The 26,446-nt window shown below is 67.9% G+C and carries 21 protein-coding genes; 8 read left to right on the top strand and 13 right to left on the bottom strand.

Features of this window, described 5'->3' with window-relative positions:
* The 4 genes from pepT to INF26_RS01570 all read right to left on the bottom strand — a co-directional run bounded on the left by pepT (position 1) and on the right by INF26_RS01570 (position 7,624).
* Complete coding sequence (gene pepT, locus INF26_RS01585; protein WP_332307279.1) at positions 1 to 1,257, bottom strand: peptidase T; 1,257 nt, start codon at positions 1,255 to 1,257, stop codon at positions 1 to 3.
* A 229-nt stretch (positions 1,258 to 1,486) separates the two neighbouring features.
* Complete coding sequence (locus tag INF26_RS01580; protein ID WP_193528981.1) at positions 1,487 to 2,317, bottom strand: HAD family hydrolase; 831 nt, start codon at positions 2,315 to 2,317, stop codon at positions 1,487 to 1,489.
* Positions 2,318 to 2,327: 10 nt separating this feature from the next.
* A complete protein-coding gene (locus INF26_RS01575) occupies positions 2,328 to 6,959 on the bottom strand; it encodes a 2-hydroxyacyl-CoA dehydratase (RefSeq protein ID WP_193528980.1) in 4,632 nt (1,543 codons plus the stop codon).
* Positions 6,959 to 7,624 (bottom strand): TetR/AcrR family transcriptional regulator, encoded by a 666-nt coding sequence (locus INF26_RS01570; RefSeq protein ID WP_332307278.1) that lies wholly within the window; start codon positions 7,622 to 7,624, stop codon positions 6,959 to 6,961. Before INF26_RS01570 ends, INF26_RS01575 begins: the two co-directional genes overlap by 1 nt.
* 338 nt (positions 7,625 to 7,962) lie before the next feature.
* Here INF26_RS01570 and INF26_RS01565 point away from each other — a divergent pair, with 338 nt between their 5' ends.
* Positions 7,963 to 8,934 carry a serine hydrolase gene (locus tag INF26_RS01565; RefSeq protein ID WP_193528978.1) on the top strand — a complete coding sequence of 324 codons (972 nt, stop codon included), beginning with the start codon at positions 7,963 to 7,965 and terminating at the stop codon, positions 8,932 to 8,934.
* A 3-nt stretch (positions 8,935 to 8,937) separates the two neighbouring features.
* Here the strand turns inward: INF26_RS01565 and INF26_RS01560 are convergent, their stop codons facing one another.
* Complete coding sequence (locus INF26_RS01560; RefSeq protein WP_193528977.1) at positions 8,938 to 9,723, bottom strand: type III pantothenate kinase; 786 nt, start codon at positions 9,721 to 9,723, stop codon at positions 8,938 to 8,940.
* Positions 9,724 to 9,833: 110 nt separating this feature from the next.
* Between INF26_RS01560 and INF26_RS01555 the strand changes: the two genes are divergently transcribed.
* Complete coding sequence (locus tag INF26_RS01555) at positions 9,834 to 11,477, top strand: OPT/YSL family transporter (RefSeq protein ID WP_193528976.1); 1,644 nt, start codon at positions 9,834 to 9,836, stop codon at positions 11,475 to 11,477.
* A 50-nt stretch (positions 11,478 to 11,527) separates the two neighbouring features.
* The gene (yihA, locus tag INF26_RS01550) at positions 11,528 to 12,115 is read left to right on the top strand and encodes a ribosome biogenesis GTP-binding protein YihA/YsxC (RefSeq protein WP_193528975.1); all 588 of its coding nucleotides are present in this window, start codon (positions 11,528 to 11,530) and stop codon (positions 12,113 to 12,115) included.
* 216 nt (positions 12,116 to 12,331) lie between these two features.
* Here the strand turns inward: yihA and INF26_RS01545 are convergent, their stop codons facing one another.
* Positions 12,332 to 12,913, bottom strand: coding sequence for a manganese efflux pump MntP (locus INF26_RS01545; protein ID WP_193528974.1), 582 nt, complete (start codon positions 12,911 to 12,913; stop codon positions 12,332 to 12,334).
* 164 nt (positions 12,914 to 13,077) lie between these two features.
* Here INF26_RS01545 and INF26_RS01540 point away from each other — a divergent pair, with 164 nt between their 5' ends.
* From INF26_RS01540 to INF26_RS01530, 3 genes are all read left to right on the top strand, one after another.
* Positions 13,078 to 13,944 carry a transporter substrate-binding domain-containing protein gene (locus tag INF26_RS01540; RefSeq protein ID WP_193528973.1) on the top strand — a complete coding sequence of 289 codons (867 nt, stop codon included), beginning with the start codon at positions 13,078 to 13,080 and terminating at the stop codon, positions 13,942 to 13,944.
* Positions 13,945 to 14,019: 75 nt separating this feature from the next.
* Positions 14,020 to 14,673 (top strand): amino acid ABC transporter permease, encoded by a 654-nt coding sequence (locus tag INF26_RS01535; RefSeq protein ID WP_332307277.1) that lies wholly within the window; start codon positions 14,020 to 14,022, stop codon positions 14,671 to 14,673.
* Positions 14,666 to 15,445 (top strand): amino acid ABC transporter ATP-binding protein, encoded by a 780-nt coding sequence (locus INF26_RS01530; RefSeq protein WP_193528972.1) that lies wholly within the window; start codon positions 14,666 to 14,668, stop codon positions 15,443 to 15,445. The genes INF26_RS01535 and INF26_RS01530 overlap by 8 nt, the downstream gene beginning before the upstream one ends.
* Before the next feature lie 331 nt (positions 15,446 to 15,776).
* On the opposite strand, the gene INF26_RS01525 is transcribed toward INF26_RS01530, so the two are convergent.
* Both INF26_RS01525 and INF26_RS01520 read right to left on the bottom strand, forming a co-directional pair.
* Complete coding sequence (locus tag INF26_RS01525; protein ID WP_193528971.1) at positions 15,777 to 19,625, bottom strand: FtsX-like permease family protein; 3,849 nt, start codon at positions 19,623 to 19,625, stop codon at positions 15,777 to 15,779.
* 3 nt (positions 19,626 to 19,628) lie between these two features.
* Positions 19,629 to 20,330 carry an ABC transporter ATP-binding protein gene (locus INF26_RS01520; protein ID WP_193528970.1) on the bottom strand — a complete coding sequence of 234 codons (702 nt, stop codon included), beginning with the start codon at positions 20,328 to 20,330 and terminating at the stop codon, positions 19,629 to 19,631.
* Between the two features lie 138 nt (positions 20,331 to 20,468).
* Between INF26_RS01520 and INF26_RS01515 the strand changes: the two genes are divergently transcribed.
* The gene (locus INF26_RS01515) at positions 20,469 to 21,014 is read left to right on the top strand and encodes a TetR/AcrR family transcriptional regulator (RefSeq protein WP_193528969.1); all 546 of its coding nucleotides are present in this window, start codon (positions 20,469 to 20,471) and stop codon (positions 21,012 to 21,014) included.
* Positions 21,015 to 21,024: 10 nt separating this feature from the next.
* On the opposite strand, the gene INF26_RS01510 is transcribed toward INF26_RS01515, so the two are convergent.
* Both INF26_RS01510 and INF26_RS01505 read right to left on the bottom strand, forming a co-directional pair.
* Positions 21,025 to 21,870, bottom strand: coding sequence for a DegV family protein (locus INF26_RS01510; RefSeq protein WP_193528968.1), 846 nt, complete (start codon positions 21,868 to 21,870; stop codon positions 21,025 to 21,027).
* Between the two features lie 39 nt (positions 21,871 to 21,909).
* Positions 21,910 to 22,356 carry a MarR family winged helix-turn-helix transcriptional regulator gene (locus INF26_RS01505; protein ID WP_193528967.1) on the bottom strand — a complete coding sequence of 149 codons (447 nt, stop codon included), beginning with the start codon at positions 22,354 to 22,356 and terminating at the stop codon, positions 21,910 to 21,912.
* 163 nt (positions 22,357 to 22,519) lie between these two features.
* On the opposite strand from INF26_RS01505, the gene INF26_RS01500 reads away from it, so the two are divergent.
* Positions 22,520 to 23,665 (top strand): Mbeg1-like protein, encoded by a 1,146-nt coding sequence (locus INF26_RS01500; protein ID WP_193528966.1) that lies wholly within the window; start codon positions 22,520 to 22,522, stop codon positions 23,663 to 23,665.
* Between the two features lie 66 nt (positions 23,666 to 23,731).
* On the opposite strand, the gene INF26_RS01495 is transcribed toward INF26_RS01500, so the two are convergent.
* The 3 genes from INF26_RS01495 to INF26_RS01485 all read right to left on the bottom strand — a co-directional run bounded on the left by INF26_RS01495 (position 23,732) and on the right by INF26_RS01485 (position 26,291).
* On the bottom strand, positions 23,732 to 24,694 hold the full coding sequence (locus tag INF26_RS01495) for a PepSY domain-containing protein (protein WP_193528965.1): 963 nt from the start codon (positions 24,692 to 24,694) through the stop codon (positions 23,732 to 23,734).
* Positions 24,695 to 24,795: 101 nt separating this feature from the next.
* The gene (locus INF26_RS01490) at positions 24,796 to 25,554 is read right to left on the bottom strand and encodes an anti-sigma-I factor RsgI family protein (RefSeq protein WP_193528964.1); all 759 of its coding nucleotides are present in this window, start codon (positions 25,552 to 25,554) and stop codon (positions 24,796 to 24,798) included.
* Positions 25,551 to 26,291 (bottom strand): sigma factor, encoded by a 741-nt coding sequence (locus INF26_RS01485; RefSeq protein WP_193528963.1) that lies wholly within the window; start codon positions 26,289 to 26,291, stop codon positions 25,551 to 25,553. Before INF26_RS01485 ends, INF26_RS01490 begins: the two co-directional genes overlap by 4 nt.
* Positions 26,292 to 26,446: the final 155 nt, after the last annotated feature.

Below are 26,446 nucleotides of genomic sequence, written 5' to 3'. Positions count from 1 at the left end.
CTACGCCCCCATCCCGGCGTCGTCAGCGGCGAACTTGGCCACGAGCCGCTCGAGCAGGTCGACCGTGAGCTCCAGGCTGCGCACGGGGACGAACTCGCGCACGGAGTGGGCGTTGTAGCCGCCGGTGGCGATGTTGGGGCAGGGCAGACCGCGGAAGGTGAGCTGGGCGCCGTCGGTGCCGCCGCGCGCGGGCACGAGCACGGGCTCGATGCCCACCTCGCGGTTTGCCTCGAGGGCGTAGTCGATGAGGCGCTGGTCCTCCGGGCCGAACTTCTCGGCCATGTTGCGGTACTGCTCGCGGAAGCTCACCGTGACCGTGCCCTCGCCGTAGCGGTCGTTGAGGAAGGCGGCGATTGCCCGGAAGGTCTCCTTGCGGGCGTCGAAGTCCGCGGCGTCGAAGTCGCGCAGGATGTAGGAGAGCGTGACGTCGGAGGCGGTGCCCTCGATGTCGGTGGGGTGATAGAAGCCCTCGCGCCCCTCCGTGTGCTCGGGGCGCTCGAAAGCGGGGACGAGCTGCTGGAACTCGGAGGCCACCGTGATGGCGTTGACCATGACGTCCTTGGCGCTGCCCGGGTGGACCATCACGCCGCGCACGACGACCGTGGCCTCGCAGGCCGAGAAGCACTCGTAGTTGAACTCGCCGAGGGCCTCGCCGTCCACGGTGTAGCCCCAGCGCGCGCCGAGGGCCTCGATGTCGAGCAGCTCCGCGCCGTGGCCGATCTCCTCGTCGGGGACGAAGGCGACCTTGATCGCGGGGTGCGGCAGCTCGGGGTTGGCCACGAGGCGGGCGAGAAGCGCGCAGATCTCCGCCACGCCGGCCTTGTCGTCGGCAGAGAGGAGCGTGGTTCCGTCGGAGCAGACGATGTCCTGGCCGACGAACTGCGCGAGGTCGGGCACCTGGTCAGGCGTGGTCTGGACGGGCTCGCCGTCCACGATACCGGCCACGAGCGGGCCGCCCTCGTAGTGGACCACGTGCGGGCGCACGCCGGCGGCAGGGGCGTCGGGCGAGGAGTCGATGTGGGCGCAGAGCAGAAGCGCCGGGCACTTCTCGGCACCGGCGGAGGCAGGCAGGGCGCCCGTGACGTAGGCGTGTTCGTCAACGGCAACGTCGACGCAGCCGATCTCGCGGAGCTCGTCGCCCAGGTAGCGCGCCATCTCGTGCTGGCGCGGGGTGGACGGGGTCACGTCCATGTTGTCGGGATCGGACTGCGAGTCCACCTGCACGTAGCGCATGAAGCGCTCGAGAACGTCTGACACGGCTGCCTCCTTGGACGGGATTTCTCGCCTGCTAGTCTATCGCAGCGCGGGGCGGTCCGTGTCAGCCGATTGTATGGGCTCGCGGGCGAGAAAAGCGGGCGCGTGTACCGGTCTCAGCGTCTGGCGCGGAGAAATCGCGGCCCGTGTACCGGTTTTGAGATTTCCGACCGGTACACGGGACGGCTTTTCTCGACAGGGCAACGCGCGGACGAGAAAAGCGGGCACGCCCCTAGCCCGGAAGCGCGGCGAGGATCGGCTCGAGGTAGCGCGCAACGCCGGCGCGCTCGCAGCGGTCCGTCACGTGGTCCGCGGCGGCGACGGCCTCGGGCGAGGCGTTGCCCATGGCCACGCCGTCGCCGGCGGCCTCGAGCATGGCGACGTCGTTGCCCGAGTCGCCGAAGGCGATGGCGTCGGCCGGGTCGACACCCAGAAGCTCACAAACGCGCCGCAGGCCAGAGCCCTTGTTCGTGCCCGCACGGGTGAACTCGACGTTGCAGGGCAGCGACGAGACGCTCGTGAGCTCCTCATGGGCGCGCGCGACGGCCCAGACGTCGTCCTTGCCCGCGTCGTCCAGGTAGAAGACGTTGACGCGGCAGACGTCGCCCAGCGAGTCGATGAGCGCGTCGGTGGTGCCGGGACAGCGCGTGCGCAGCCCCTTCACCATCTTCCTGAGGGCCTCGGTCACGTCCATCTCGTCGAGGACGTGCCAGCGGTCCTCGGCCGTGAAGACGCCCGCCTCGGTGAAGAGGTCGAAGGAGACGGGCAGCGCGCGCAGGTCGTCGTAGAGGGAGCGCACCGCGTCCGCGGCGATCACGCTCGCGCTCACGACCTCGCCCGCGCCCAGGTCGTGGACAAGCGCGCCCCCGCCGCAGACCGCGTAGCGCACGCTGGGGTGGGAGGCCAGCTCGGGGGGCAGCCCGGCGAGGTTGCGGCCGGTGCAGGGCACGACCTGGACGCCCTTCTCGAGCGCCAGGTCGAGCATGCGGAGGTTATCCGCCGGCACCGTCTTGTCGGGCGCGACGAACGTGTCGTCCATGTCGAGGAAGACCGCCCTGAGCATGCCGCCTCCCCTAGTCGACGCCGGCGTGGGAGCGGATCTCCGCCAGGCGCGCGCGCTGGTCGGCCGAGAGCGGGATGCCGTAGTCCTCGCCGTACGTCGGGTCGTCGGGGTTCTCCAGGCGGAAGCCGCCGCGATTGTTGCGGTAGTTCTCCTTGGCCACCGAGATCATGAGCTTGATGCGGTTGAGCTGGTTGACCTCGGAGGCACCGGGGTCGTAGTCCACGGCCACGATGTTGCTCTCCGGGTGCATCTGGCGCAGGCGCTTGATGACGGACTTGCCCACGACGTGATTGGGCAGGCACGCGAACGGCGAGCAGCACACGATGTTGGGCGTGCCGGTCTCGATGAGGTCGCACATCTCGGCCGTGAGCAGCCAGCCCTCGCCCATCGTGTTGCACAGCGACAGCACCTGCTCGGCCTTGGCCGCCAGCTCGAAGATGTCCGGATAGGGCTGGAAGCGCGTGGTCTTGGCCAGCATCTTGTTGATGGGCTCGCGGAAGCCCTCGACCAGCTTGATGCCCGCCATGTGCGAGAGGCGGCTCGTGGCCTTGGTGCCGAGCTCGGCGTTGGTGTTGATCGCGTTGGTCATGCCGAAGAGGAAGAAGTCCACCAGACCCGGAACGTTGGCCTCGCAGCCCTCCTGCTCGATGACCTTGACCACCTGGTTGTTGGCCGTGGGGTGGAACTTGACGAGGATCTCGCCGACCACGCCCACGCGCGGCTTGGAGCGGTCGTTCACGAGCGGCAGCGCCTCGAAGGCGTCGACGGTGCGCTGGCAGAGGTCGTAGAAGCGCTTGCGGCCGCCGCCCACGATCACGCCCTTGGCGTCGGCCATCATGCGGTCGTAGAGCGCGTCCGCCGCACCGGCCTCGGCCTCGTAGGGGCGCACGCGGTAGAGCAGCTGCATGATGAGGTCGCCGTAGAGCAGGGCGTAGACGGCCTTGACGAGCAGGCCGGGGTCCTTGAGGACGTTGAAGCCGGGGTTCTTCTCGTCCAGGCCGGAGGCCGCGGTGAGGCTGATCACCGGGATCTCCGGGTGGCCGGAGTCCTTGAGGGCCTTGCGAATGAGGGCGATGTAGTTGGTGGCGCGGCAGCCGCCGCCGGTCTGGGTGATGACCACGGCCAGGCGCGACAGGTCGTACTTGCCGGAGAGCACGGCCTCCATGATCTGGCCCGTGACCAGGATCGAGGGATAGCAGATGTCGTTGTTGACGTACTTGAGGCCGGCCTCCACGGCGCCCTGGTCCACGGAGGGCAGCAGCACCACGTTGTAGCCGGAGCTCTTGAACAGCTCCTCGATGAGGTCGAAGTGGATCGGCGCCATCTGCGGCACGAGGATCGTGTAGCCCGCCTTCTGCATCTCCTCGGTGTAGCGGACCTTCTCGAAGGCCGCGCTGGCGGCCTCGCGGTAGACCGGCACGCGGCCATCCTGCGTGGCGCGGGCGCGTTCGAGCGAGCCGTCGGCGTTGTGGACGCCCACGGGCTCGACCTCGCGGATCTCACCGCGGCTGGCCTCGCGGCGCAGCTCCTCGCGCTGCTCCTTCAGCGCGGCCATGAGCGAGCGGATGCGGATGCGGGCGGCGCCCAGGTTGGAGACCTGGTCGATCTTGAGGACGGTGTAGATCTTGCCGGAGGCCTCGAGGATCTCCTGGACCTGGTCGGTGGTCAGGGCGTCGAGGCCGCAGCCGAACGAGAAGAGCTGGATGAGGTCCAGGTCGTTGCGGGAGGCCACGAAGCGCGCCGCGCGGTAGAGGCGGCTGTGGAACATCCACTGGTCGATGACGCGGATGGGGCGCTCGGGCCTCATCTTGTGCGCGACGGAGTCCTCGGTGAGCACGGCGAAGCCGAAGGAGTGCACGAGCTCGGGGATCGCGTGGTTGATCTCGGGATCGTTGTGGTAGGGGCGGCCGGCGAGCACGATGCCGTGGGCGTCGTGCTCCTCGATCCAGCGCAGGGCCTCGTCGCCGGCGCGGTGCATGGCGTCCTTGAACGCGAGGTCCGCGTCCCAGGCGGCGTTGACGGCCTCGTCGACCTCGGCGCGGGTGATGTGGGCACCGCGCACGCGACCGCGGCCGGCCGCCGCGTCCTTCTCGCGCTGCTCGGAGACCAGCTCGTAGAGGCGGCGCTTGAGCTCCTTCTTCTTGTCGTAGGGGATGAACGGGGCGAGGAACTCGATCTTGGAGTCGCCGCCCAGCTCGTCGACGTTGAGGCCGAGCGCCTGCGGGTAGCTCATGACGATCGGGCAGTTGTAGTGGTTCGTGGCGCCCTCGTCCTCCTGGCGCTCCCAGCGGATGCAGGGCATCCAGATGAAGTCCGGGTCCTTGTCGATGAGGTTCATGATGTGGCCGTGGGAGAGCTTGGCCGGGTAGCACACGCTCTCGGACGGCATGGACTCGATGCCGGCGTCGTAGGTCTTGGCCGAGGTCTGGTCCGAGAGCACCACCGAGAAGCCCAGCTTGGTGAAGAACGCGTGCCAGAACGGGTAGTTCTCGTACATGTTGAGGGCGCGCGGGATGCCCACGGTGCCGCGCGGCGCGTCCTCGGGGTCGAGCACCGGGCGGTCGAAGAGCAGCTTGTTCTTGAACTCGAAGAGGTTGGGCGCCTCGTTCTTCTTGGCCTTGGAGCCGCCGGCGCCCTTCTCGCAGCGGTTGCCCGTGATGAAGCGGCGGCCGCCGCCGAAGTCGTTAATCGTGAGCAGGCAGTTGTTGGAGCAGCGGCCGCAGTGGACGTTGGTGTGCTTGACCTGGAGGTTGTCGATCTCCTCACGGCTGAGCAGCCGGGAGGTGCCGTACGCGCCGGCGCGGTCGCGGGCGAGAAGGGCCGCGCCGTAGGCGCCCATGCAGCCCGCGATGTCCGGGCGGATGACGTCGCGACCGGTGAGGACCTCGAAGGCGCGCAGGGTGGCGTCGGACATGAAGGTGCCGCCCTGGACGACGCACCACTGGCCGATCTCGTCGAAGTCGCGCAGCTTGATGACCTTGAAGAGGGCGTTCTTGATGACGGAGTAGGAGAGGCCCGCGGCCACGTCGCCGATCGTCGCGCCCTCCTTCTGCGCCTGCTTGACGCGGGAGTTCATGAAGACGGTGCAGCGGCTGCCCAGGTCGACGGGGCTCTTGGCGCCCACGGCCGCCTGCGCGAACTCCTGGACCGACATGTTCATGGACACGGCGAAGCTCTCGATGAAGGAGCCGCAGCCCGAGGAGCACGCCTCGTTGAGCATGATGTGCTCGATGACGCCGTCCTTGACCTGCAGGCACTTCATGTCCTGGCCGCCGATGTCGAGGATGAACTGGACGTCCGGAACGAAGGCCTTGGCGCCGCGCAGGTGCGCGACGGTCTCGATCTCGCCGGAGTCGGCGCGTAGGGCCTCGATGAGGATCTGCTCGCCATAGCCGGTGGTGGTCACGTGGCCAATCGTGCAGCCCTCGGGCAGGCGGTCGTAGATGCCGTCCATGATGTGGCGGGCGGTGCCGAGCACGTCGCCGTTGTTGTTGCCGTACCAGGTGTAGAGGAGCTCGCCGGACTCGCCGACCACGGCGCACTTCATGGTGGTGGAGCCGGCGTCGATGCCGATGAAGACGCGGCCGCGGTACGTGGCGAGGTCGCCCTTGGGGACCACCTGCTTGTCGTGGCGCTCCTTGAACTCCCGGTAGTCGTCCTCGGACTCGAAGAGCGGCTCGAGGCGCGCGACCTCGGAGCCCTGGACGTCCTTGAGCTCCTCGAGGAGGCGGATCACCTCGTCGAAGGTGACGTACTTCTCGGACTCGCCGGCGAGCGCCGCGCCTGTGGCAACGAAGAGATGGGCGTTCTCGGGGACGATGATGTGCTCGTCGTCGAGGTTGAGCGTGAGGTAGAAGCGCTTGCGGAGCTCCGAGAGGTACTGGAGCGGGCCGCCGAGAAACGCGACGTGGCCGCGGATGGGGTGGCCGCACGCGAGGCCCGAGACCGTCTGGTTGGCCACGGCCTGGAAGATGGAGGCCGCGATGTCAGCAGGCTTGGCGCCCTCGTTGAGCAGCGGCTGGACGTCGGACTTGGCGAAGACGCCGCAGCGGGACGCGATCGGGTGGATCTGCGTGGCATCCTTGGCGAGCTCGTTCAGGCCGGAGGCGTCGGTGTGGAGCAGGGAGGCCATCTGGTCGATGAAGGCGCCCGTGCCGCCGGCGCAGGTGCCGTTCATGCGCTGCTCGATGCCGTTGTCGAAGTAGATGATCTTGGCGTCCTCGCCGCCGAGCTCGATGGCGCAGTCGGTCTGGGGGATGAGCGTCTCGACGGCGCGCTTGGAGGCGATGACCTCCTGGACGAACTCCAGGCCCAGCCAGTTGGCGAGCAGCATGCCGCCGGAGCCGGTGATCGAGACGCGCATGGGCGCCGAGCCGATCACCTTGCGGGCGCGGGCGAAGAGCTCCTTCGCCGTGGCGCGGATGTCGGTGTGGTGGCGTTCGTAGTTGGCGTAGACGAGGTTGTCGTTGTCGTCGATGACGGCGAGCTTCACCGTGGTGGAGCCCACGTCGATGCCCAGGCGCAGGTGCGCGTGGCTGAAGTCGGTGGGGCGCGCCGGGGAGAGCTCGGCGCCGTCCGCCTTGAGCTCGAGCGGCTTGCGCGCGCTCTTCTCGGCCTGGATGGAGTCTGCGGTCTTGGTCATCAGTTGTCCTCCTCGGAGCACATCGCGGCAAGGGCGAAGCTGGGCAGGTCAAGGTCGATCGGGTTGTCGTAGAGGTCGCCGGGGCGCACGAACATGAGCGCGGTCATGAGGCGGGCCATGATGCCCACGCTCTCGCGCATGCCGCCGTCCAGCCAGCGCAGCAGCACGCCCACCTCGGCGGAGATGGCGAAGGTGAGGTAGTAGTCGAAGAGCGGCCCGAGGGCGCGCAGGTTGAGCCCGTCGAGGGCGCGCGGCCCCACGACCTCGTAGACGAGCTTCTTGATGCGCCCGGCGAAGGCCGGGTCGCCGCCCTCGCCCAGCAGCGGGCGCAGGTAGTCGCCGCGATCGCGCACGCAGGTGAGGAGCTCGGTCGCCCCGGGCGCGGGAAGCCCGCGGTCGAGGGCGGCGCGCAGGTCGTCCAGGCGGCAGGAGGCCAGGCGCGCGAGCGGGGCGCGGAGCTCCGCCAGGGTGTCCTCCTCGATCTGGTTCACGAGGTCGGGGATGTCGCGGAAGTGCGAGTAGAACGTGCGGCGCGTGACGCCCGCCCGCTCGGTCACCGCGGTCACGGTGACGCGGGACAGGTCGCCCGCCTCGACGATCTCCCGGGCGAGCGCCGCGCGGAGGGCCTGGCGGGTGCGGATGCTGCGCCTATCGGTGCTGAGCACGCATTCCTGCATGAGTGCCTTTCGACGTTATTTCACAGCGTGCGTAGTATTGCACAACCTGTGCAGAAACTGGGGCTGGCACAACATCTACACGGCTCCCGAGCACCTCCCCCGCCCCCGTCTCCCCCTCTCCCCCTCTCCCCCTCTCCCCCTCAGGGTATGTACACTGTTGCGAGATTGATGTTCTTCTCGCCAGCGCGCTGACCTGCGTATTTATGATCGCATGGTACCGTATTAATTTCGCAACAGTGTACATACCAGGAGGAGGGCGGGCGGTCACCGAGAAGAGCGCGCCGGACCGACGCCCGTGTGCGACAATGTGAGCGTCTGGAGGTCCCATGAGGAAGCGCATCGCCATAGCGCTGCTCGTCGTCGCGCTCGTCGCCGTTGGCGTCGTCGCCGGCGTCACTCTGCTCCCCCGCCTCACGGCGGACCTCGAGCCCGCCGAGGTCGAGGAGCCGGCCGATCTCCCGGAGGAGGAGTCGGAGGAGCAGGAGGCCCTCTCCGACAAGCCGGCCCAGCCCGTGACCATGGCGGAGGCGCCCACGCGCACCTCGACGACGGACGCCGGCCTCACCGTCACGGCACCTGAGGCGTTTCTCGGCTCCGCCGAGCTTGCCGCCGTCGAGGACGAGGTCGCTGCCCTCGAGGAGGACGGCTTCACCGTGAGCGTGGTGCTACTGGACCTGGAGACGCGCCGGGGCGTGACCTACAACGCCGACGCGGCCATGTACCCCGCGAGTTCGATCAAGGCAGCTTTCTGCACCTGGCTCTACGAGGCCAAGGGCGGCGCCGGCAAGCTGTCCTCCGAGGTCGCCGACGCGATCATCAACTCCGACAACGAGGCCTACGACAAGCTCACCGACACCTACGGCTACGAGGCCTTCGAGTCCTGGTACAAGGACGTGAGCGGCTTCGCCTTCGAGCGCCCGCGCGTGCACTACATCTATCCCCACGTGACGGCGGGCTCGCTCGCCTCGGTCTGGGAGGAGATCTACGACTTCGGGACCTCGGACGAGAAGGGCGCGGACGAGCTCGCCGGCTACCTCGCGCAGACGACCGTCTCGCCCATTGCGGAGGTGCTGCGGGGCGACGTCGAGGTGTGGAGCAAGGCAGGCTGGTACCCCACGGACAAGTGGGACATCCCCGCGTCCAACGACGCCGGCGTGGTTTTCTCGGACACCGGGGCCTACGTCATGGTGGTCATGACCGACATGAGCTCCAACCTCGGTGCGCTCGAGCCGCTGGTCTCCGCGCTCGACGCGGCCCACACGCTGATGTGCGGGGACACGGTCGCGTACTACGAGTAGGCCTCAGCCGCGCTGGTTGGTGAGCCAGAGGGCGTGGAGGCCGCGCAGCGTGAGGGTCTCGTCGACCTGCGTCTCGTGAGCCAGGAGTGCCGCCATCGCCCGGGCACCGTCGCCGGTGAGGACGATCGCCGCGTCCTCGCCGAGCTCGCGGGCGATCTCGTCGAGAAGACCGTCGATGCGGGCGACCTCGCCGAGCACCACGCCCGACTGCATCGCCGAGCGCGTGTTGCGGCCGATCACGGAGGCGGGGGCGCGCAGCTCGATCATGGGCAGGCGCGCCGCGGCGGCGGCGAGCGAGCGGGCGCCCAGCGCCACGCCCGGGGCGATGATGCCGCCCACGAAGGTCCCCTCCGCGTCCACCACCTCGAAGTTCGTCGTGGTCCCCAGGTCGACGACCACGACGGGGGCGTCGTAGGTCTCGCGGGCGGCGATGACGTCGGCCACGCGGTCGGCGCCGACCTCGGAGGGGTCGTCGTAGCGCATGCGGATGCCGGTCTTGAGCCCGGGCCCGACCACGAGCGGGCGCGTCTCGCACGCGGAGGCGAGCGCCTGGCGCCAGGCGTCGGTGTGCGTGGGGACGACGCAGCCGAGAATGGCGCCCTGCAGCTCCTCGACGCCGAGCATGCCCAGGATCTCGTCGAGCCGCAGCCAGGCCTCGTCGGCGGTGAGGCGCTCCGGCGTCGTGAGCTCGAAGGTGCCCGAGAGCTCCTCGCCCGAGAAGAGCCCGAGCCTCGTGACGGTGTTGCCCACGTCGACGGCAAGCACGTTCTTCTCGGCGCTCTGTGTCATGGGTCCTCCAAAATACTCGGGCACGCGGGCCGGCTCTCGCCCTATACTCTAGCAGTCCGTAGTAACCCGACTTCCCGCCAAGGGGGAGCGGATATACGAAGGAGAACCTAATGAGCGAGTCTGGCGATCGCGCCTCCTGGCGCGCGCAGCTGAGCCCCGTGGGCATCGTCATCGGCTGCGTCGGCTGCGTCATCATCACCGCGTCATCGGTCTACACCGCCCTCAAGATGGGCGCGCTGCCGTGGCCCACGATCTTCACCTCCATCGTCGCGCTGTTTTTGCTGAGGGCCTTCGGGCACCGCAGCCTCAACGAGGCCAACGTCACGCAGATCGTGATGTCGGCCGGCTCCATGGTGGCGGGCGGCCTGGCGTTCACGATCCCCGGCATCTGGATGCTCGGGCTGGCCGACGAGGTCAGCTGGGCGGAAATGCTCTTCGTGGCGCTCGCCGGCACGCTGCTGGGCCTGGTCTGCACCGCGGCGATCCGCCGGCGCTTCGTCGACGAGTCGGACCTGGAGTACCCCATCGGCACCGCCGCGGCCGAGACCCTCATGGCCACCAAGACGGGCGGGGTCACCGGCAGACGGCTCTTTGGCTCCATGGGCCTGGCGGGCCTGTGGTGCGTGGCGCGCGACGCGCTGGGCCTGATGCCCTCGCTCGTGGCGCAGCTCCCCATCCCCGGCGTGAGCTTTGCGATCTACAACTCCCCGCAGATGCTCTCCGTGGGCTTCCTCGTGGGCGGCTTCGCGGTGGCGTTCTGGTTCCTCGGCGCGCTCGTCGGCAACTTCGGCATCATCGTGGGCGGCAGCTCCGTCGGTCTCTGGGACGTGACCACGGCGCAGGGCATCGTGTCCAGCCTGGGCATGGGCCTCATGATGGGCTCCGGCGCGGGCGTCGTGCTGAAGGACATCCTGCCGCACGCGGCGCGGCTCCTTCGCGGGCGCGGGACGCGCGACGGCGAGAAGGGCCGGCGCAGCCGCCTCGAGGTCGGCACGCTCGCCCTCATGGTGGCCGCCGCCGCGCTGCTCGTGTGCATCGGGCTCGGGCTGGGCCCGGTCGTCGCCGTGGTCGTGGTCCTTCTCGCCTTCGTGACCACGATCATGAGCGCGCAGTCCGTGGGCCAGACCGGCATCGACCCGATGGAGATCTTCGGCCTCATCGTGCTTCTCGCCGTGGCGGCGTTCTCTGACGCGAGCCAGGTGCAGCTCTTCTACGTGGCGGGCGTGGTGGCCGTGGCCTGCGGCCTGGCCGGTGACGTCATGAGCGACTTCAAGACCGGCGCGATCATCGGCACGAGCCCGCGTGCCATGTGGGTCGGCCAGGCGATCGGCGCGCTTCTGGGCACCGTGGTCTCCGTGGCGGTGCTCGTCACGCTGTTCTCCGCGTACGGGCCGGGGGCCTTCGGCTCCGGGCAGATGTTCGTCTCCGCGCAGGCGAGCGTCGTGGCGACGATGGTCTCGGGCATCCCGAGCGTGCCGGGCTTTGTGGTCGGGCTTCTGGGCGGCGTCGCCCTCTACTGGGCGGGGCTGCCGGCGATGATGTTCGGCCTGGGCGTCTACCTGCCGTTCTACATGTCGCTCACCGCGGCGCTCGGCGCGGGCGTGCGATGGGTCTACGAGCGCGTCTGCACGGCGCGCGGCGTGGAGGACTCCGAGGAGAAGGGCGTGGTCCTGGCGTCCGGCGTGCTCGGCGGCGAGTCCATCGTGGGCGTGGTGATCGCCCTGGCGAGCGTGGTGGCCGGCCTCGCGGGATAGGGCCGCCCTTACGGATACAATGGGGACCCACCCAGACGCGAAGGGACGCCATGGCCGGCATCAACTACCAGACCGCGCGCTTCGAGGCCTCCTACGGCACCGTGGCGCAGCTCCCCGCCTCCACCACCCCCGAGGTGGCGGTGGCCGGGCGCTCCAACGTGGGCAAGTCCTCGCTGCTCAACAAGCTCTTCGGGCGCAAGGGGCTCGTGAAGGTCTCCGCCACGCCGGGCAAGACCGCCAACATCAACTTCTTCGAGGTGGACGGCATCCGCTTCGTGGACCTGCCGGGCTACGGCTTTGCCAAGGTGTCCCAGAAGGAGAAGCAGCGCTGGGCTGACCTCATCTCCGGCTACTTTGCACAGGAGCGCAGCTTCAACCTGGTGATCGCCCTCGTGGACATCCGACACGACGCGCAACGCCTGGACCACGAGATGGTCGCCTTCCTGCAGGAGAGCGGCCTGCCCTTCGTGGTGGCGCTCACCAAGGCGGACAAGCTCGGCCGCTCCAAGCAGGCGCAGCAGGCGGCCGCCATCGCGCGCCAGCTGGGCATTGACCGCGACCAGGTGGTGGTCACGTCCTCCGAGACGGGCCTGGGCGTCGACGAGCTGCGCCGCCGCATCGCCGAGGCGTGCCTGTAGCGGTCCGACAGGACCTGAAGGCATTATTTCGCTCGTCCTGTGTCACTTTTTCGCCCGTCTGAGTGGATGCGCGCTTTCAAATCGTGCAATTCACTGTTTTATGTCCTGCTCACCTGCGGAAACGCCGGCGGCTCGGTGTTGATTCGCCGAATTGCTCGACTTTATTACTCAGAAGAGCCGAAAAGTGACACAGGACCCGCCGCAATCTGCCTTCGCTCAGGGCGCGAGCACGCCCAGGTGCTCCAGCAGCACCTTGAAGCCGATCAGGATGAGCACGACGCCGCCCACGACGCTCGCGGGCCTCTCGTAGCGAGCGCCGAAGAAATGCCCCACCGCCACGCCGACGAGCGACAGCGCGAACGTGATCGCGCCGATGAGCGAGACGGACGCCACGATGTCCACGTTGAGCGCGGCGAAGGAGATGCCCGCGGCCAGGGCGTCGATCGAGGTCGCCACCGCCAGGATGAGGAACTCGCGCAGGTCGATGGCGCTCGTGTCCTCGCACTCGCACCCGTCTTCCGCATCCTCGTGGAGCGCCTCCCACAGCATCTTGCCGCCGATGAACGCGAGCAACAGGAACGCCACCCAGTGGTCGACCGGCCCGATCAGCCATATGAACTGGCTGCCGAGCGCCCAGCCGACGAGCGGCATGAGCGCCTGGAAGCCGCCGAAGAAGAGCGCGAGCACCGCCGCCGTGCGCAGGTTGAGCCGGCGCATCCCCAGCCCGCGGCAGATCGACACGGCAAACGCGTCCATCGAAAGCCCCACGGCTATGAGCAGCAGCTCGACGAGCCCCATGTCGTTCCTCTCCCCCGTTCCACGTGAGGCCGCATGGTACCACAGCCCCTCTGTTTCCAGCGTGAAAACCGCCTTGCACTCCACCAGACTAAAGCGTATATTCTGCCCTACGCTTTAGTAGAGTAAAGTGCCCGACCGAGAAGGGCCTCGTGAAAGGAACCGTCATGCTCGACAGAAGGTCGTTCGTCCTCACCTCGCTCGCAACCGCCGGCCTCGCCGCCACCACGCTCGTCGGCTGCGGCGGAGCCCCCGCCGCCGGCGAGGACGCCGATCCCAGCACCGACGAGACCACGGCCGGCACCGGCGCCGTCGACACCGGCACCCTCATCGTTGGCTTCGACTCCTCCTACCCGCCCTACGGCTACGTCGGCGACGACGGCGAGTACACCGGCTTCGACCTCGAGCTCGCCCAGGAGGTCGCGTCGCGCAACGACTGGGAGGTCCAGCTCGAGCCCATCGACTGGGACGCCAAGGACACCATGCTCGACAGCGGCGCCATCAACTGCATCTGGAACGGCTTCACGATGGAGGGTCGCGAGGACGACTACACCTTCTCCGAGCCGTATATGATCAACGGCCAGGTCGTCGTCGTGCGTGCCGACTCCGGCATCGCGAGCTTCGACGACCTCGCGGGCAAGACAGTGATCACGCAGGTCGACTCCGCCGCCTACAACGTGCTCGCCGGCGAGGACGCCACGCAGGCCGAGCTCGCCGCCACCTTCGACAGCCTCGAGACCATCGGCGAGTACAACACCGCCTTCATGCAGCTCGAGTCCGGCGCCGTGGACGCCGTGGCCTGCGACCTCTCCATCGCCGCCTACCAGCTCGCCGCCAAGCCCGACGCCTACGTCCAGCTCGACGAGTTCCTCTCCGAGGAGCACTACGCCGTCGGCTTCAAGAAGGGCGACGACGCCACCGCCGACGTGGTCAACGAGACCCTGCGCGCCATGGACGAGGACGGCTTCGTCGCCGAGCTCTGCGACAAGTACGCCGCTGACGGCATCTCCTACGACAACTGGTGCCTGGAGTAGCCCAGACCAGCCGTTTCTCCCAATGAGTCAAAAGGGGACTGCCCCCTTTTGACTCATTTCCATGAAGGGAACACCGTGGACCTCCTCACCATGACCGGCATGCTCTCCGAGGGCTTCCTCGTGAGCCTCCAGATCTTCGCGTTCACCCTGCTGGGGTCACTGCCGCTCGGCATGCTCGTGGCCTTCGCGCGCATGAGCCGCTTCAAGCCGCTCGCGCTTCTCGCCCGCCTGTACATCTCCATCATGCGCGGCACCCCGCTCATGCTGCAGATGTTCGCCATCTACTTCGTGCCGTACTACGTCTTTGGCATCCGGCTCACCACGGACAGCAAGTGGTATGCCACGATCGTGGCCTTCGTCGTCAACTACGCGGCCTACTTCGCGGAGATCTACCGCTCCGGCATCCAGTCCATCCCGCGCGGCCAGCACGAGGCAGCCCAGGTCCTGGGCTACTCGCGCGCGCAGACCTTCTGCCGCATCGTGCTGCCGCAGGTGGTCAAGCGCATCATGCCGTCCATGACCAACGAGGTCATCACGCTGGTCAAGGACACCTCGCTCGCCTTCTCCATCGGCGTCATCGAGATGTTCACCGTAGCCAAGCAGCTCGTGGCGAGCCAGGTGAGCATGGCGCCCTTCGCCATCGCCGCCGCGTTCTACTGGGTCTTCAACCTGCTCATCGACTTCGTCGCCGGGCGCATCGAGAGAAAGCTGAGCTACTACCATGACTAGCGAAAGCACTGCCGAGAAGGGCGCCCAGCCCGTCGTCTCCCTCGCGCACGCGCGCAAGGGCTTCGGCGACGTGGAGGTCCTGCACGACATCTCGCTCTCCGTCGCTCCCGGCGAGGTCGTGGCCATCATCGGCCCGTCCGGAGGCGGCAAGTCCACGCTGCTGCGCTGCCTCACGCTGCTCGAGCGCCTGGACGGCGGCGACCTCTCCTACGAAGACGTGGTGGTGGCCCGCGACGGCGCGTATGGCGACAAGAACGTCCTGGCCGCGGCGCGCGCCCGATTTGGCCTCGTGTTCCAGAACTACAACCTGTTCCCTCACTTCTCGGTGCTGCGCAACGTGATGGACGCGCCCGTGTGCGTGCAGAAGCGCGACCGTGCCGAGGCCGAGGCCGAGGCCCGGGCGTTTCTCGCCAAGATGGGGCTCGCCGGCAACGAGGACAAGGTTCCCTGCCAGCTCTCCGGCGGCCAGCAGCAGCGCGCGAGCATCGCCCGCGCCCTGGCCCTGCACCCCGACATCGTCTACTTCGACGAGCCCACGAGCGCCCTCGACCCCGAGCTCACGGCCGAGGTCCTGCGCGTCATCAAGGAGCTCGCCGCCGAGAACATGACGCTCGTGATCGTGACGCACGAGATGGGCTTCGCGCGCGAGGTCGCGGACCGCGTGATCTTCATGGACGGCGGCGTCATCGTGGAGGAGGGCCCGGCCGAGCAGGTCATCGACCACCCGCGCGAGGAGCGCACCCGCGCCTTCCTCGCCCAGCGCGAGGGATAGGAAGGGGCCTCCCGCCGCTCCGCCCTGCCCAAAATAGGGTTTGGGTTCGAAATCAGAGGGTCTGCCAAGTACCGTTTTGCAGAATCGCAGGTCAAATGGCTGCGCTGTTGAGCGGCCTCCATTTTTCGAACCCAAACCGTTTTCGGGTTTGGGTTCGATTTTCCGGACATCAGAACATATCAAGATAGAAACGACCGATCTGCCTGCGGGTTCTCTTCGCGACATACCCGCAGATTCCATTTTCTGAACCCAAACCCGTTTTGGGGACAATCCGAGGGGCCGTTCGAGACGTCAGGGGCACCGAAAGGCCGGCGGATCTCGCCCGCCCCGCCTACTCCGCGGACTTGAGGGCGCCGACCATGTCAACGCGGTCGAGCGCGCGGTTGGTGATGAGGTTCACCACGATCGTGAAGCCAAAGGCCATGACGGCGGCGATCAGGTACGTGAGCGGGTCCACCACCACGTCGAAGTAGAGCGACGGCATGCGCAGAATCCAGGTGAGGCTGCGCGCCAGGGCGTAGCCCAGCGGAATGCCGATCACCACGCCAATCCCGGTGAGGATGAGCGTCTCGGTGTTGATGTAGCGGTGGACCTCGGGTCGCTTGAAGCCCAGGACCTTGAGGGTGGCGAGCTCGCGCTCGCGCTCGGAGATGTTGGTGTTGGACAGCGTGAAGACCACGGTGAACGAGAGCGCCGCCGCCAGGACGATGACCACGTATACCACGGTGTTGATCAGCGTGAACGCGCTGGAGAAGTCGTTCACGAGCTTCTGGGTGGAGACTACGGAGAGATAACGCCCGTCCTCGGAGAGCCGCTCCGAGAGCGCGACCTGCTCGTCCGCGTCACCCGTCAGGTGGGCGAGAAGACCGTTGGGCTCGAGCTCCTCCCCGAACGCCCCCTCATAGGCCGTCTCGGTCATGTAGAGGGTGTTGCCGAGGTAGTTGAGGACAATCGCGCCCGGATCGGCCGTGCCCTCGGCGAGCGTGGAGTCCTGCAGGCCCAGCTCGTCGCCCACGACGACGCCCATGACCTGCTCCGCGTTCTTGGTGATGGCGACCTGCGCCTCGTCCAGGGAGACCGCGGAGCCGTCGTCGGCGGCAAGGCGCACGTAGCCCTCCAGGCTCTCCCCCTCCGGCACCACCACGAGCTGCACGGTCTCCTTGTCGTCGCCGTAGCTCACGGTGAGGTTGTCGATGTAGACGCGCACGAGGTCAGAGACGCCCGCGTCAGCGGCGAGGTCGTCGGCGACGGAGTCCAGGTCGTCGGCAGAGGTCACCGCCATGAGGTCGTAGCCGACCACGCCCGCGTCGCCGTACTGGCGCGGCGAGAGCGAGAGCACCGTGTCGCGGATGCCGAACCCCGTGATGAGCAGCGCCACGCAGCCCGCCACGCCGAGCGTGGTCATGAGGAAGCGCTGCTTGTAGCGGAAGAGGTTACGTGCCGTGACCTTGTTCAGGAAGCTCATGCGCCGCCAGACGGGCCCGATGTGCTCGAGGAAGATCCGCGAGCCGGCCTTGGGGGCCTTGGGCAGCATGAGGGAGGCGGGCGTCTCGCGCAGCTCGTGGCGGCAGGTGAGCGCTGTCGCGCCCACGATGCCGGCCGTGAAGAGCAGGAGCGAGACCACCGAGTACACCGCGTCGAAGCCGTAGACGAAGCCCGGCAGCGCGTACATGGTCGAGAAGATCGTGAAGATGATGGCCGGGAGCACGATGAAGCCGAGCAGCGTGCCCACGAGCCAGCCGAGCACGCACGCCGCCAGCGCATAGAGCACGTACTTGGAGAGGATGCGTCCGCTGCCGTAGCCGAGCGCCTTGTAGACGCCGATGAGCCCGCGTTCCTCCTCGACCATGCGCGTCATCGTGGTGAGACTGATCAGCACCGCCACCACGAAGAAGACGATCGGCAGCACCGTGCCGATGGCCTCGATCGAGGAGGCGTCGGAGTCCACGCTCGCGTAGCTCGAGAGACTCGAGCGGTCCTGCACGTACCACGTGGCGTCGGGGAGGTCCGCGATCTCCTCGCGCGCGTCGGCGATCTCTGCCAGAGCGTCGTCACGCTCCTGCTCGAAGGTCGCGCGCCCCTCGTCGAGCTCCCTCTGGCCGTCGGCGATCTCAGCGAGCGCATCATCGAGCTGACGCTGGGCGTCCGCAAGCTGCTCCAGAGCATCCGCACGCTGGCGGTCGAGCTCGGCCTGTCCCTCAGCGAGCTGGGCGCGACCGTCGGCAATCTGCGCGGCGCTCTGGTCGAGAAGGGCGCGGGCGCTCTCGAGCTGGGTCCGCCCGTCGGAAAGCTCCTGCCAGCCCTGGTCGATGAGCGCCTGCTGGCGGTCAAACTCAGCCTCGGCGGCACCCCTCGCCTGCTCGACGGCGGCCTCAAGCTGCGGGAGCGCCGCCTCAGCCTGCGCGAGGCCGGCAGCCGCCTGGACCCGTCCGCTCACGAGCTGCGCCGGGTCGACGGCGGACAGGGACGTCGACAGGGTCTCGATCGACTTCTGGTACCCTCCGAGCGTCGAGAGCATGCCCTGGAGCCCCTGCTGCTGGGCGAGAAGCCCCGCGAGGTCGGGGCTCTCGGGGTCCGTCGCCTGGAGCTCCTCTATCTGCCTCGTCACCTCTTCGAGGCTGCTCTCGGCCTCCGAGACCCGCTCCGCCAGACCCTGAGACACGACGCCGAGGGCGTTCGTGGCACCCGCGATCGCCGACTCGAGCTGCGCCGTCGCCTCCTCAGCCGCTTCCGCGTCGCCTGCCTCCACGGCCTGAACCGCCGTCCAGGCGTCACGCACCTGCCGGGCGGACTCGGCGAGCCCGGGGTCGCTCATGCCCGCCGCCTGCAGCCCGGACGCCAGCGCGTCGAGGCCGTCGGCGAGAGCACCGACCTTCTCGTCGATGCCGGCGATCGTCCCCGGCAGCGTGTCCACGGCCGCCTGCGCCTCGTCGCGCCGCGCCTCGAGGTCTCCGATCGTCATGCCGGAGTCCTCGTCGATCACGATCTCGTCGATGTTGCCTCGCGCGGCGTCGAGGGCCGCCTGGCCGTCGCGGAGCTGCTGCTCGGCTCCCGGAAGCGCGGCCTCATACGCGGCGAGACCCTCCCGATACTCCGCGAGCCCCGCCTCGTACTCCGCCGCGCCGTCCTCGAGCTCGCGGCGGCTCTCGTCGATCGTGGCCTGGGCGTCGTCGAGCTGCGCCATCGCGTCCGCGCGCTGCTCGTCCAGCTCGCGCTGGCCATCGGCCACCTCGGCGCGCCCCTCGTCGAGCTCCCGCTGCGCGTCGTCGAGCTCGGCCTCGGCGTCGGCCAGCTCGTCGAGCGCTTCGGCCTCCGCCTCGTCTACCTCTTCGTTCGCGTCGGAGCGAATCTGGTCGCCGCGGGCGCGCTCGCGCTCGGCGCGCGCGTCCTCGACGCTCTGGAACACCTCGTCGACGATCTCCTCGTACTCGGCCGAGTAGCACAGCGGCGCCTCCGCGCCGTCGACCATGACGTACGCCACGGTATAGACGTCCGGGTCGATGACCTCGTCGGCCACCACGAAGAACGAGTACTGCGAGCCGCCGCTCGAGCGGAACGACATCGTGCCCTCGCCCGCGTTGATCTCCATCGGGTCGAGCACCGAGCCCACGATCGTGTACTCGCCGCGCTCGAAGACCTCGGTCGAGCCGGAGTCCAGCGCGTCGAGGCCATCGTCCTTCTCGGCGTCGTCGTCCTGGTCGTCGTCACCGTGGAAGCTCACCGAGTCCCCGATCGAGAGCCCGGAGTCCTTGAGGTAGCGCTGGGTGACGGCCACCTCGCCCGCCGCCTCCGGCAGACGCCCCTCCAGCACGAGCGGCTCGTTCAGGCCGCTCGACGAGAGCGCCTTGACGTCGACCTTCTCGGACGCGGAGCCCACCGTCGTGTAGGCGGTCTCGGACCAGCCGCCCTCCGCGGTCTCGACGCCGTCGAGCGCGGCGAGCGCGGCCACGTCCTCGTCCGTGAGGCCGAGCGTGGACTGAACGCGCACGTCGAAGAGACTCTGCTCGTCAAAGAAGCGGTCCGCCGAGTTGCGCAGGTCGACGCAGGCGGCGCGCAGGCCCACGAGCATCGTCACGCCGAGCGCCGTGATCGTGGTCAGCGCCACGAAGCGCTTGAGGCTCCCGCTCACCGTACGCAGGATGCCCCTGGCAAAGGCTGACGTGTCGCGACGGGCTGCCATGCGCTACCACTCGATCTCCGCGATCGGCTTGGGCTCGGGGTTCCTGGTCATGGCGGTGACGCGCCCGCTCTTGAAGCGGATGAGGCGGTCGGCCATGTCGGCGAGCGCCGCGTTGTGCGTGACGATCACAACCGTGATGCCCTCCAAGCGGCACATGTCCTGCAGGAGCTGCAGGATCTGCTTGCCCGTCTGGTAGTCGAGCGCGCCGGTGGGCTCGTCGCACAGCAGCAGCTTGGGGTTCTTGGCCAGGGCGCGCGCGATGGATACGCGCTGCTGCTCGCCGCCGGAGAGCTGCGCCGGGAAGTTGGCCAGGCGCGCGGACAGCCCCACCTTGGCGAGCGTCTCCTCGGGGTCGAGCGAGTCCGGGCAGATCTGCGTGGCAAGCTCGACGTTCTCGAGCGCCGTGAGGTTGGGCACGAGGTTGTAGAACTGGAAGACGAAGCCCACGTCCGCGCGCCGGTACAGGACGAGGTCGTCCTCGCCCGCGTGGCTGATGTCGCGGCCGTCCACGCGCACGACCCCCGAGGAGGCGCTGTCCATTCCGCCCAGGATGTTGAGTGCGGTGGTCTTGCCCGCGCCGGACTGGCCGAGGATGACGGCAAGCTCGCCCTTCTCGACCTCGAAGGTCGCCCCATCCAAGGCGTTTATCTTGGCGTCGCCCTCGCCGTAGGTGCGCACGACGTCGGTGAACTCGATGTAAGCCATCCCAGCTCCGATTGCTCGACAGCGTGTTGTCTAATCGAAGTATACTGGGGTCGGCGGGCGAGAAGAACCAGCGCTCGACAAGCGCGCCTCAAGTGTCGCGCCCTTCTCGTCGCCGCCACAAAGCCTAAGGGGGCCGCCATGAAGAAGCAGCCGCAGGTCACCGAGCAGACGCGAGCCAACCTCCGCCAGGCGTTCTGGGAGCTCTACGCCGAGAGGCCCGTCGAGCGGATATCGGTGCGCGAGATCACCGACCGCGCCGGCTATAACCGCGCGACCTTCTACCTCTACTACCACGACGTCTACGAGCTGCTCGAGGAGATTGAGGACACGGTGCTCGGCAACATCGAGCGGCTCGTGCAGGGACGCCTGCTCCAGGGCGACACGCTCGACTTCTCGCAGCACATGGGCCTCATCCTGCGCCTCGCGCAGCGCTCGCGCGACTACACGCGCGTCCTTCTCGGACCGCACGGCGACCCCGCGTTCTCCGACCGCCTCAAGCAGATCATCAGCCCGCTCGTGGACCGCTTCTTCCTGCCCGAGGCGGGGCTGGACGAAGGGGCGAGCGGCATCGTGCGCGAGTTCTACCTCTCCGGCATCCTCGCGATCATCCGCACCTGGACGGCCGACGACGACCCCATGCCCATAGACCAGCTCATCCAGCTCGTCATGCGCATCGTGCAGTGAGCCGAATCACCTAGTTCTTGCGGAAGAAGGCGAGCGCGATGGCGCCCGGGCCCACGTGCGTGCCGATCGTGGCGCCCACGGAGCAGATGGGCAGGTCCTCCTCGGCGACCTTGTCCTCCCAGATGGCGCGGTTGTCGTCGAGGTACTTCTTCAGGAGCTTCTGCGAGAGGCCCGTGTAGCCGAGCAGGACCGGCATGGTGAAGTCGATGCCGTACTTCTCGACCTGCTGGTGCAGCTGGTTGCGGCCGTTCTTGGAGCCGCGAGCCTTGCCGAGCATCACGACCTCGCCGTCCTCCACGCCCACGACGGGCTTGATGGAGAGCACCTCGCCGACCATGCCCACGCTCTTGGGGATGCGACCGCCGCGGCGCAGGTACTCCAGCGTGTCGAGAAGCGCGAGCAGGCAGACGCGGTCGGCCGCCGCGGCGACCCTCTCGGCGATCTCCGCAGTGCCAAGCCCCTCGTCGACGAGGCGCAGCGCGTACTGCACGAGGATCGTCTGGCCGATGGTCACGTTCTTGCCGTCGACGACGTGGACCTCGGGGTAGTCGGCGGCCGCGGTCACGGCGCTCTGGTAGGTGCCGGAGAGCTTGGAGGAGAGCGTGATCACCACGGCCTCGTCGCCCGCCGCGCGGACCCGCTCGAAGGCCTCCTGGTAGGCGAAGGGCGTGGCCTGGCTCGTCTTGGGGAGCTCGTCGCTCTCGATGAGGAGCTCGTAGAAGCGGTCGTTGGTGAGGTCGACGCCATCGGCGTAGGTGGTGTCGCCGAAGGTGATGCCGAGCGGCAGCACCGTGAGGCGCGGGTCGGCCTGCCCGGGGAGGTCGATGCCGGAGTCGGTGATGATGCGAACAGCCATGGGTCTTCCCTTCTTTCGCCCAGCCGGGCTCGGGCGCGGCTAGCGGCCGAAGGTCCTGAGCTTCTCGAGGATGTGGTTGAGCGAATCGTACATCTGCATGCGCTGACGCAGGGCGAGCTCCCCGCCGGCCTCGTCGAGGACTCGGTGAATGATGTCGTCGAGCGGACGCGCGGCCTCGTAGCCCTTCTCGGTGAGGCGGATGGGGGCGCGGTAGCGAGAGGCCTCCTCGTCGGAGCCCCCCACCTCGACGAAGCCCTCCTCGGCGAGGTGCGCCACGGTGCGCGAAACGGCGGCGCGGCTCACGTCCACCATCCGGGCGAGCTCGGCGGCGGTGAGGCCGTCGGGATGCCGGACGAGGTAGTAGAGGCACATCACGTCCGCGCCGCGAAAGCCCAGGCGGTGCGCCTCGGCGTTCTTGATGCGCTGGATCTCCTTGTTCAGGGCGCTGATGATGCCCACGAAGTCCTCGAAGCGGGTCTCTTCCACGGCACGCCCTCCTCCTCGCTTGTTGACAGGTCAACAGTACCGACGGGGTTGTTACCCTGTCAACATTCGCCCGCACTCACCACGGTTCCGTCACGCCGTTCGCGCGTCCCGGTCTTCGCGCCCGCGCATTCGGGTATCTCAAAGGAAGCGAGAAAGGCGACGCATGGACCTCTTCGATTATCTGGAAACGGCTCTCGACGACTTTGACGAACGCCCGCTGGGCCCGGTGGACTCGGCGGCGCTCTCCCAGTTCTGCATGGTGCGCGGCGAGGGCGTCATCCCCGCCGCGCTGTGGCGCGGGAGCGCCGTGGAGCGCCTGCGCGCCTGGGCCAGCCGTCCGGCGCGCTTCTCCGACCTGCTGCAGGCCGAGCGTTTTGACGGGCTCTTCTGCGGCCTCGCCCCCGAGGGCGTGAAGCGCGAGCTGGCGGCGCTCGTGGCGAGTCCGCGCTTCCGCGACCTCGAGCTCCGGGACTACGCCTCCTGCTTCGACGAGGCGGAGCGCGTGCAGTTCTCGGCGACCACCTTTGTGTGGCGCTCCCCCGCCGGGCACGACCGCGACTTCGCCTACATCGGCTTTCGCGGCACCGACGACACCTTCACCGGCTGGCGCGAGAACTTCGACATGGCCGTGGACCCGCCGGTGCCGGCGCAGCGCATGGCGGCGGACTACCTGGCCTCCGTGGCCCGTTATCTGCCGCGACGCCTCTACGTGGGCGGACACTCCAAGGGCGGCAACCTCGCCACGTACGCGGCGCTGCGCGCGCCCGAGGATGTTCGCGCGCGCATCGAGTGCGTCTTTGACCACGACGGCCCCGGCTTCAAGTCCGGGTTCCTTGGCGAGAAGGACTTCGAGTGCGTGCGCGGTCTCATCCATCGCACCGTCCCCGAGGAGTCCGTGGTGGGCATGCTCATGGACACGCCCATCGAGCCGCACGTGGTCCGCAGCTCCGCGCGCGGCGCCGAGCAGCACAGCGTCTTCACCTGGGAGGTCAACGGCGATGACTTTGTCTACGTCGACGAGCTCTCGCCCTCGGCGGTGTTCACGCACGAGCTCATGGACGACTGGCTCGCGTCGCTCACGCCCGAGGAGACGCCCCGCGTGGTAGACGCGCTCTTCCGCGCACTCGAGGCGTCCGGCGCGCCGAGCATGGGCGCCGTGATCTTCAGCGGGGCAGACATGCCCGCGCTGATCGGCGAGGCCGCGCGCAACCTCGACCAGGAGTCGCGCGACGCGCTCTCGCCGGCGCTCGGCAAGCTCGCGGCCTCGGCCGCGCGGGCGGGGGCCAAGGGGCTTTCGGAGCTGTTCTAGGGGCGAGAGCAAGAAGGGCGGAGCAGGAGCGCTCCGCCCTTCCGATGAGGACGTATGGGCCGTCAGTTAGTCGTCGTCCCAGTCGTCATCGTCGTCGTCCCAGTCATCGTCACGATCGTCGTCGCGGTCGTCGTCATCGTCGTGATCGTCATCCCAGTCGTCGCGATCGTCGTCACGGTCGTCGTCCCAGTCGTCGCGGTCATCGTCCCAGTCGTCGCGGTCGTCGTCCCAGTCGTCGGCGTCATCCCAGTCGTCGTCACGGTCGTAGCGGTCGTCATGCCAATCGTCCCAGTCGTCGCGGTCGTCCCAGTCGTCGTTCCCGTCGATGTCGGCCTCGAGGACCTTGCCAGTCCTCGCGTCGACTTCGTATTCGTACTCGACGCCGCCCGACGTGAACTCGAGCTCGTAGACGCCGTCATCGAGCTCGTACTCGTGGTCGTTGAACGACGCCTCGCTCAGACCAAGCTGGGCGAGCACGATGTCCTTCGCGGCATCGAGGCCAATGTAGCCGCGGTCATCGAGCTGCTCGGGAGCAACGGAGAGCGTGTCGGACTGCAGACCAAAGCCGCTAACGGTCGAGCGAACGTCGCTCTCGATGCCCGTAAGGAAGTCATCCCCGGGATACTCCGATCCCTGTTCGAGCTTGACGACGATGTTGCGGTCGTGGCCGTCGATCGTCTGGTTGAAGTGCCCAGATTCATAAATCTCGGTCACGAGCTCGGACACGACCTCGCGGCACTCCCTGCCTTCGAACCCGCTGTAGCCGTCCGCGATGCCCCTGCCCTCGTCGTTGACGCCCTCGACCTCGGTCACGAGGCCGCGCTCGTCATACTCGACCTCAATCTCGGGGTTGACGCTCAGAAGCAGGACGCCCGCCGCCCTCGTCGAGGCGGTCTCCGCAGACGCTCCCGCCGGGGTGCTCTGGGCGGTTCCCAAAGCCGCTCCGCACCCTCCCAGGGTTGCCACTAGAGCGGCGCCGACGGCCGCGGTCGCGATGATGCCCCTCATCTTCAGGCTCGTGGTCTTCATGATGTCCTCCTTGGTGGTTGAGCCCTTTTCTTGCCGTACGGTGAGAGAATGCGCGGGTGCCTTTTCGAAAGCGGGGTCACACTAAAACTTTTTTCTCCCGGCTAGTCGTCATCGTCGTCCTCGTCGTCCCAATCGTCATCGTCGTCATCCCAGTCGTCGTCATCCCAGTCGTCCCAGTCATCATCGTCATCGTCGGAAACGACCTGTTCTGGCGCAGGGTCGGACTCTACTGGCACAGGCTGCTCGGAAGGGACCTCCACAGCCGGCGTGGCGGCATTGTCCTCGCCCGTATCGGACTCGGGAACAACCGGCTGCTCAAGGTGCACCTCGAGCTCGATGATGAGACGGTCCTCCGTCGCGATGCGCCACTCCTCGTCGTCGGACTCAACCGTAATCTGAATCGTCCCGCCGGGCACGAGGTAGCCCTGCTCCTTTGCGCGCACCGCCAGATCGTCCGACACCTCGTCAATCGTGCGCCCGTAGTACGAGAAGCCCTCGACGAGCTTCTCGCCATCCTCGTTGTCCCCTTCGAGCCCGACCACGCGGTCAAAGTGGTTGACGTCGATGTCGACCTCGGGGTTGATGCTCATGTGGACCGTACCGATGGGCGTCTGCCATACCGCAAAGCCGCCGATGACAAGTGCGCACAGGCACGCGGCCGCCGCAAGCGCCGCAGCAAGGCCCCGCCGCGCCCTTCTCGGCCTTGTCTGCTCGAACGACAGGACTGCGGCATCGAAGGTCACAACGTCATCGAGCCTTTGTCCCACCTCGTATCCGAGGTTGGGCACGCGGACGAATCTCCCCCGCTCGTCCAGAACCACGGCATAGGCCGGATGGCACTCCATGACGAGGTAGCTCATCGCCCATCACCCCCTGCCGGGACGATCCTTCGGAGGTGCCCGCGAATGATCTCGAACCCATTTGTAAAGGCGAGAAGAACGGCCACGAGGTAACGGCGATGGCGCTCGATCGTCTTTCTCTCCACCCCCGCGCCGCGGGCGAGCTCCGCCATGGGCAGCTTCTTCGTCTGCAGCAGGCGGTCGAGCAGCTCCGGGTTCTTGCGCGCACAGTCAAGCACGCGCTGGCACGCTTCGAGCGTGCGCTGCTGCTTGGGACAGTTCTCGGAAACGTCGAGGAAGGTCAGGCCGAAGGACTCGAGCTCCGCGGCAAACTGGGCGATCTCCTGACGGGATGCCTCCCGCATCTGGCGCTCGTCAAGCTCGTCTCGCTCGGAGGCGATCGTCTCCACGAGCGCGCGCTCATCCCCCTCGCCGCCGTCAGGGCGCCTCTCGTCAAGGGAGATGACGTCGGCATGGCGACGCTCCCTGCGCGCAAAGTCCAAGAGACGATGGCGCATGCTCATGGACGCGAACGCCAGGAACGCCCCGCGCGCCCGGTCGTACGAGAGCACCGCCTCGTGGAATGCAAACATGGCAATCCCCAGCTCGTCGTCTCTTCCCTGCTGCGGCGACCGACCCATGAACTTGGCGGTCTCCGCCTTGATGAACGGGAGATAGTCGCGCACCAGGTCATCCGCACAACGGGGATCCCGCTTTGCGGCAAGGACCCGAGCCACCAGATCCCTGTCCCGTTTCATCGTGTCCTCCATGTGAAAGAATGCGCACGACATGCCCCGGTTTCGGGGTAGCGGCAAAAGTTGTCCGAGCATCTCAGGTTACCGGCACGAAACGGCCCGAATGTAAGCCATGCGTAAGCAACGGCGAGAGGCGTGCCGTTCCGCGAAAAGCGCAC

Origin of the sequence: Thermophilibacter gallinarum (assembly GCF_014982725.1) — a bacterium.
Classification (GTDB): domain Bacteria; phylum Actinomycetota; class Coriobacteriia; order Coriobacteriales; family Atopobiaceae; genus Thermophilibacter; species Thermophilibacter gallinarum.
This window is presented reverse-complemented; position numbering and strand designations above follow the sequence as displayed.

Excerpts from the sequence above, each read along its gene's own strand:
- INF26_RS01580 (WP_193528981.1), bottom strand. The coding sequence starts at position 2,317 with ATGCTCAGGGCGGTCTTCCTCGACATGGACGACACGTTCGTCGCGCCC.
- INF26_RS01575 (WP_193528980.1), bottom strand. The coding sequence starts at position 6,959 with ATGACCAAGACCGCAGACTCCATCCAGGCCGAGAAGAGCGCGCGCAAG.
- INF26_RS01565 (WP_193528978.1), top strand. The coding sequence starts at position 7,963 with ATGAGGAAGCGCATCGCCATAGCGCTGCTCGTCGTCGCGCTCGTCGCC.
- INF26_RS01560 (WP_193528977.1), bottom strand. The coding sequence starts at position 9,723 with ATGACACAGAGCGCCGAGAAGAACGTGCTTGCCGTCGACGTGGGCAAC.
- INF26_RS01555 (WP_193528976.1), top strand. The coding sequence starts at position 9,834 with ATGAGCGAGTCTGGCGATCGCGCCTCCTGGCGCGCGCAGCTGAGCCCC.
- yihA (WP_193528975.1), top strand. The coding sequence starts at position 11,528 with ATGGCCGGCATCAACTACCAGACCGCGCGCTTCGAGGCCTCCTACGGC.
- INF26_RS01545 (WP_193528974.1), bottom strand. The coding sequence starts at position 12,913 with ATGGGGCTCGTCGAGCTGCTGCTCATAGCCGTGGGGCTTTCGATGGAC.
- INF26_RS01540 (WP_193528973.1), top strand. The coding sequence starts at position 13,078 with ATGCTCGACAGAAGGTCGTTCGTCCTCACCTCGCTCGCAACCGCCGGC.
- INF26_RS01530 (WP_193528972.1), top strand. The coding sequence starts at position 14,666 with ATGACTAGCGAAAGCACTGCCGAGAAGGGCGCCCAGCCCGTCGTCTCC.
- INF26_RS01525 (WP_193528971.1), bottom strand. The coding sequence starts at position 19,625 with ATGGCAGCCCGTCGCGACACGTCAGCCTTTGCCAGGGGCATCCTGCGT.
- INF26_RS01520 (WP_193528970.1), bottom strand. The coding sequence starts at position 20,330 with ATGGCTTACATCGAGTTCACCGACGTCGTGCGCACCTACGGCGAGGGC.
- INF26_RS01515 (WP_193528969.1), top strand. The coding sequence starts at position 20,469 with ATGAAGAAGCAGCCGCAGGTCACCGAGCAGACGCGAGCCAACCTCCGC.
- INF26_RS01510 (WP_193528968.1), bottom strand. The coding sequence starts at position 21,870 with ATGGCTGTTCGCATCATCACCGACTCCGGCATCGACCTCCCCGGGCAG.
- INF26_RS01500 (WP_193528966.1), top strand. The coding sequence starts at position 22,520 with ATGGACCTCTTCGATTATCTGGAAACGGCTCTCGACGACTTTGACGAA.
- INF26_RS01495 (WP_193528965.1), bottom strand. The coding sequence starts at position 24,694 with ATGAAGACCACGAGCCTGAAGATGAGGGGCATCATCGCGACCGCGGCC.
- INF26_RS01490 (WP_193528964.1), bottom strand. The coding sequence starts at position 25,554 with ATGAGCTACCTCGTCATGGAGTGCCATCCGGCCTATGCCGTGGTTCTG.
- INF26_RS01485 (WP_193528963.1), bottom strand. The coding sequence starts at position 26,291 with ATGAAACGGGACAGGGATCTGGTGGCTCGGGTCCTTGCCGCAAAGCGG.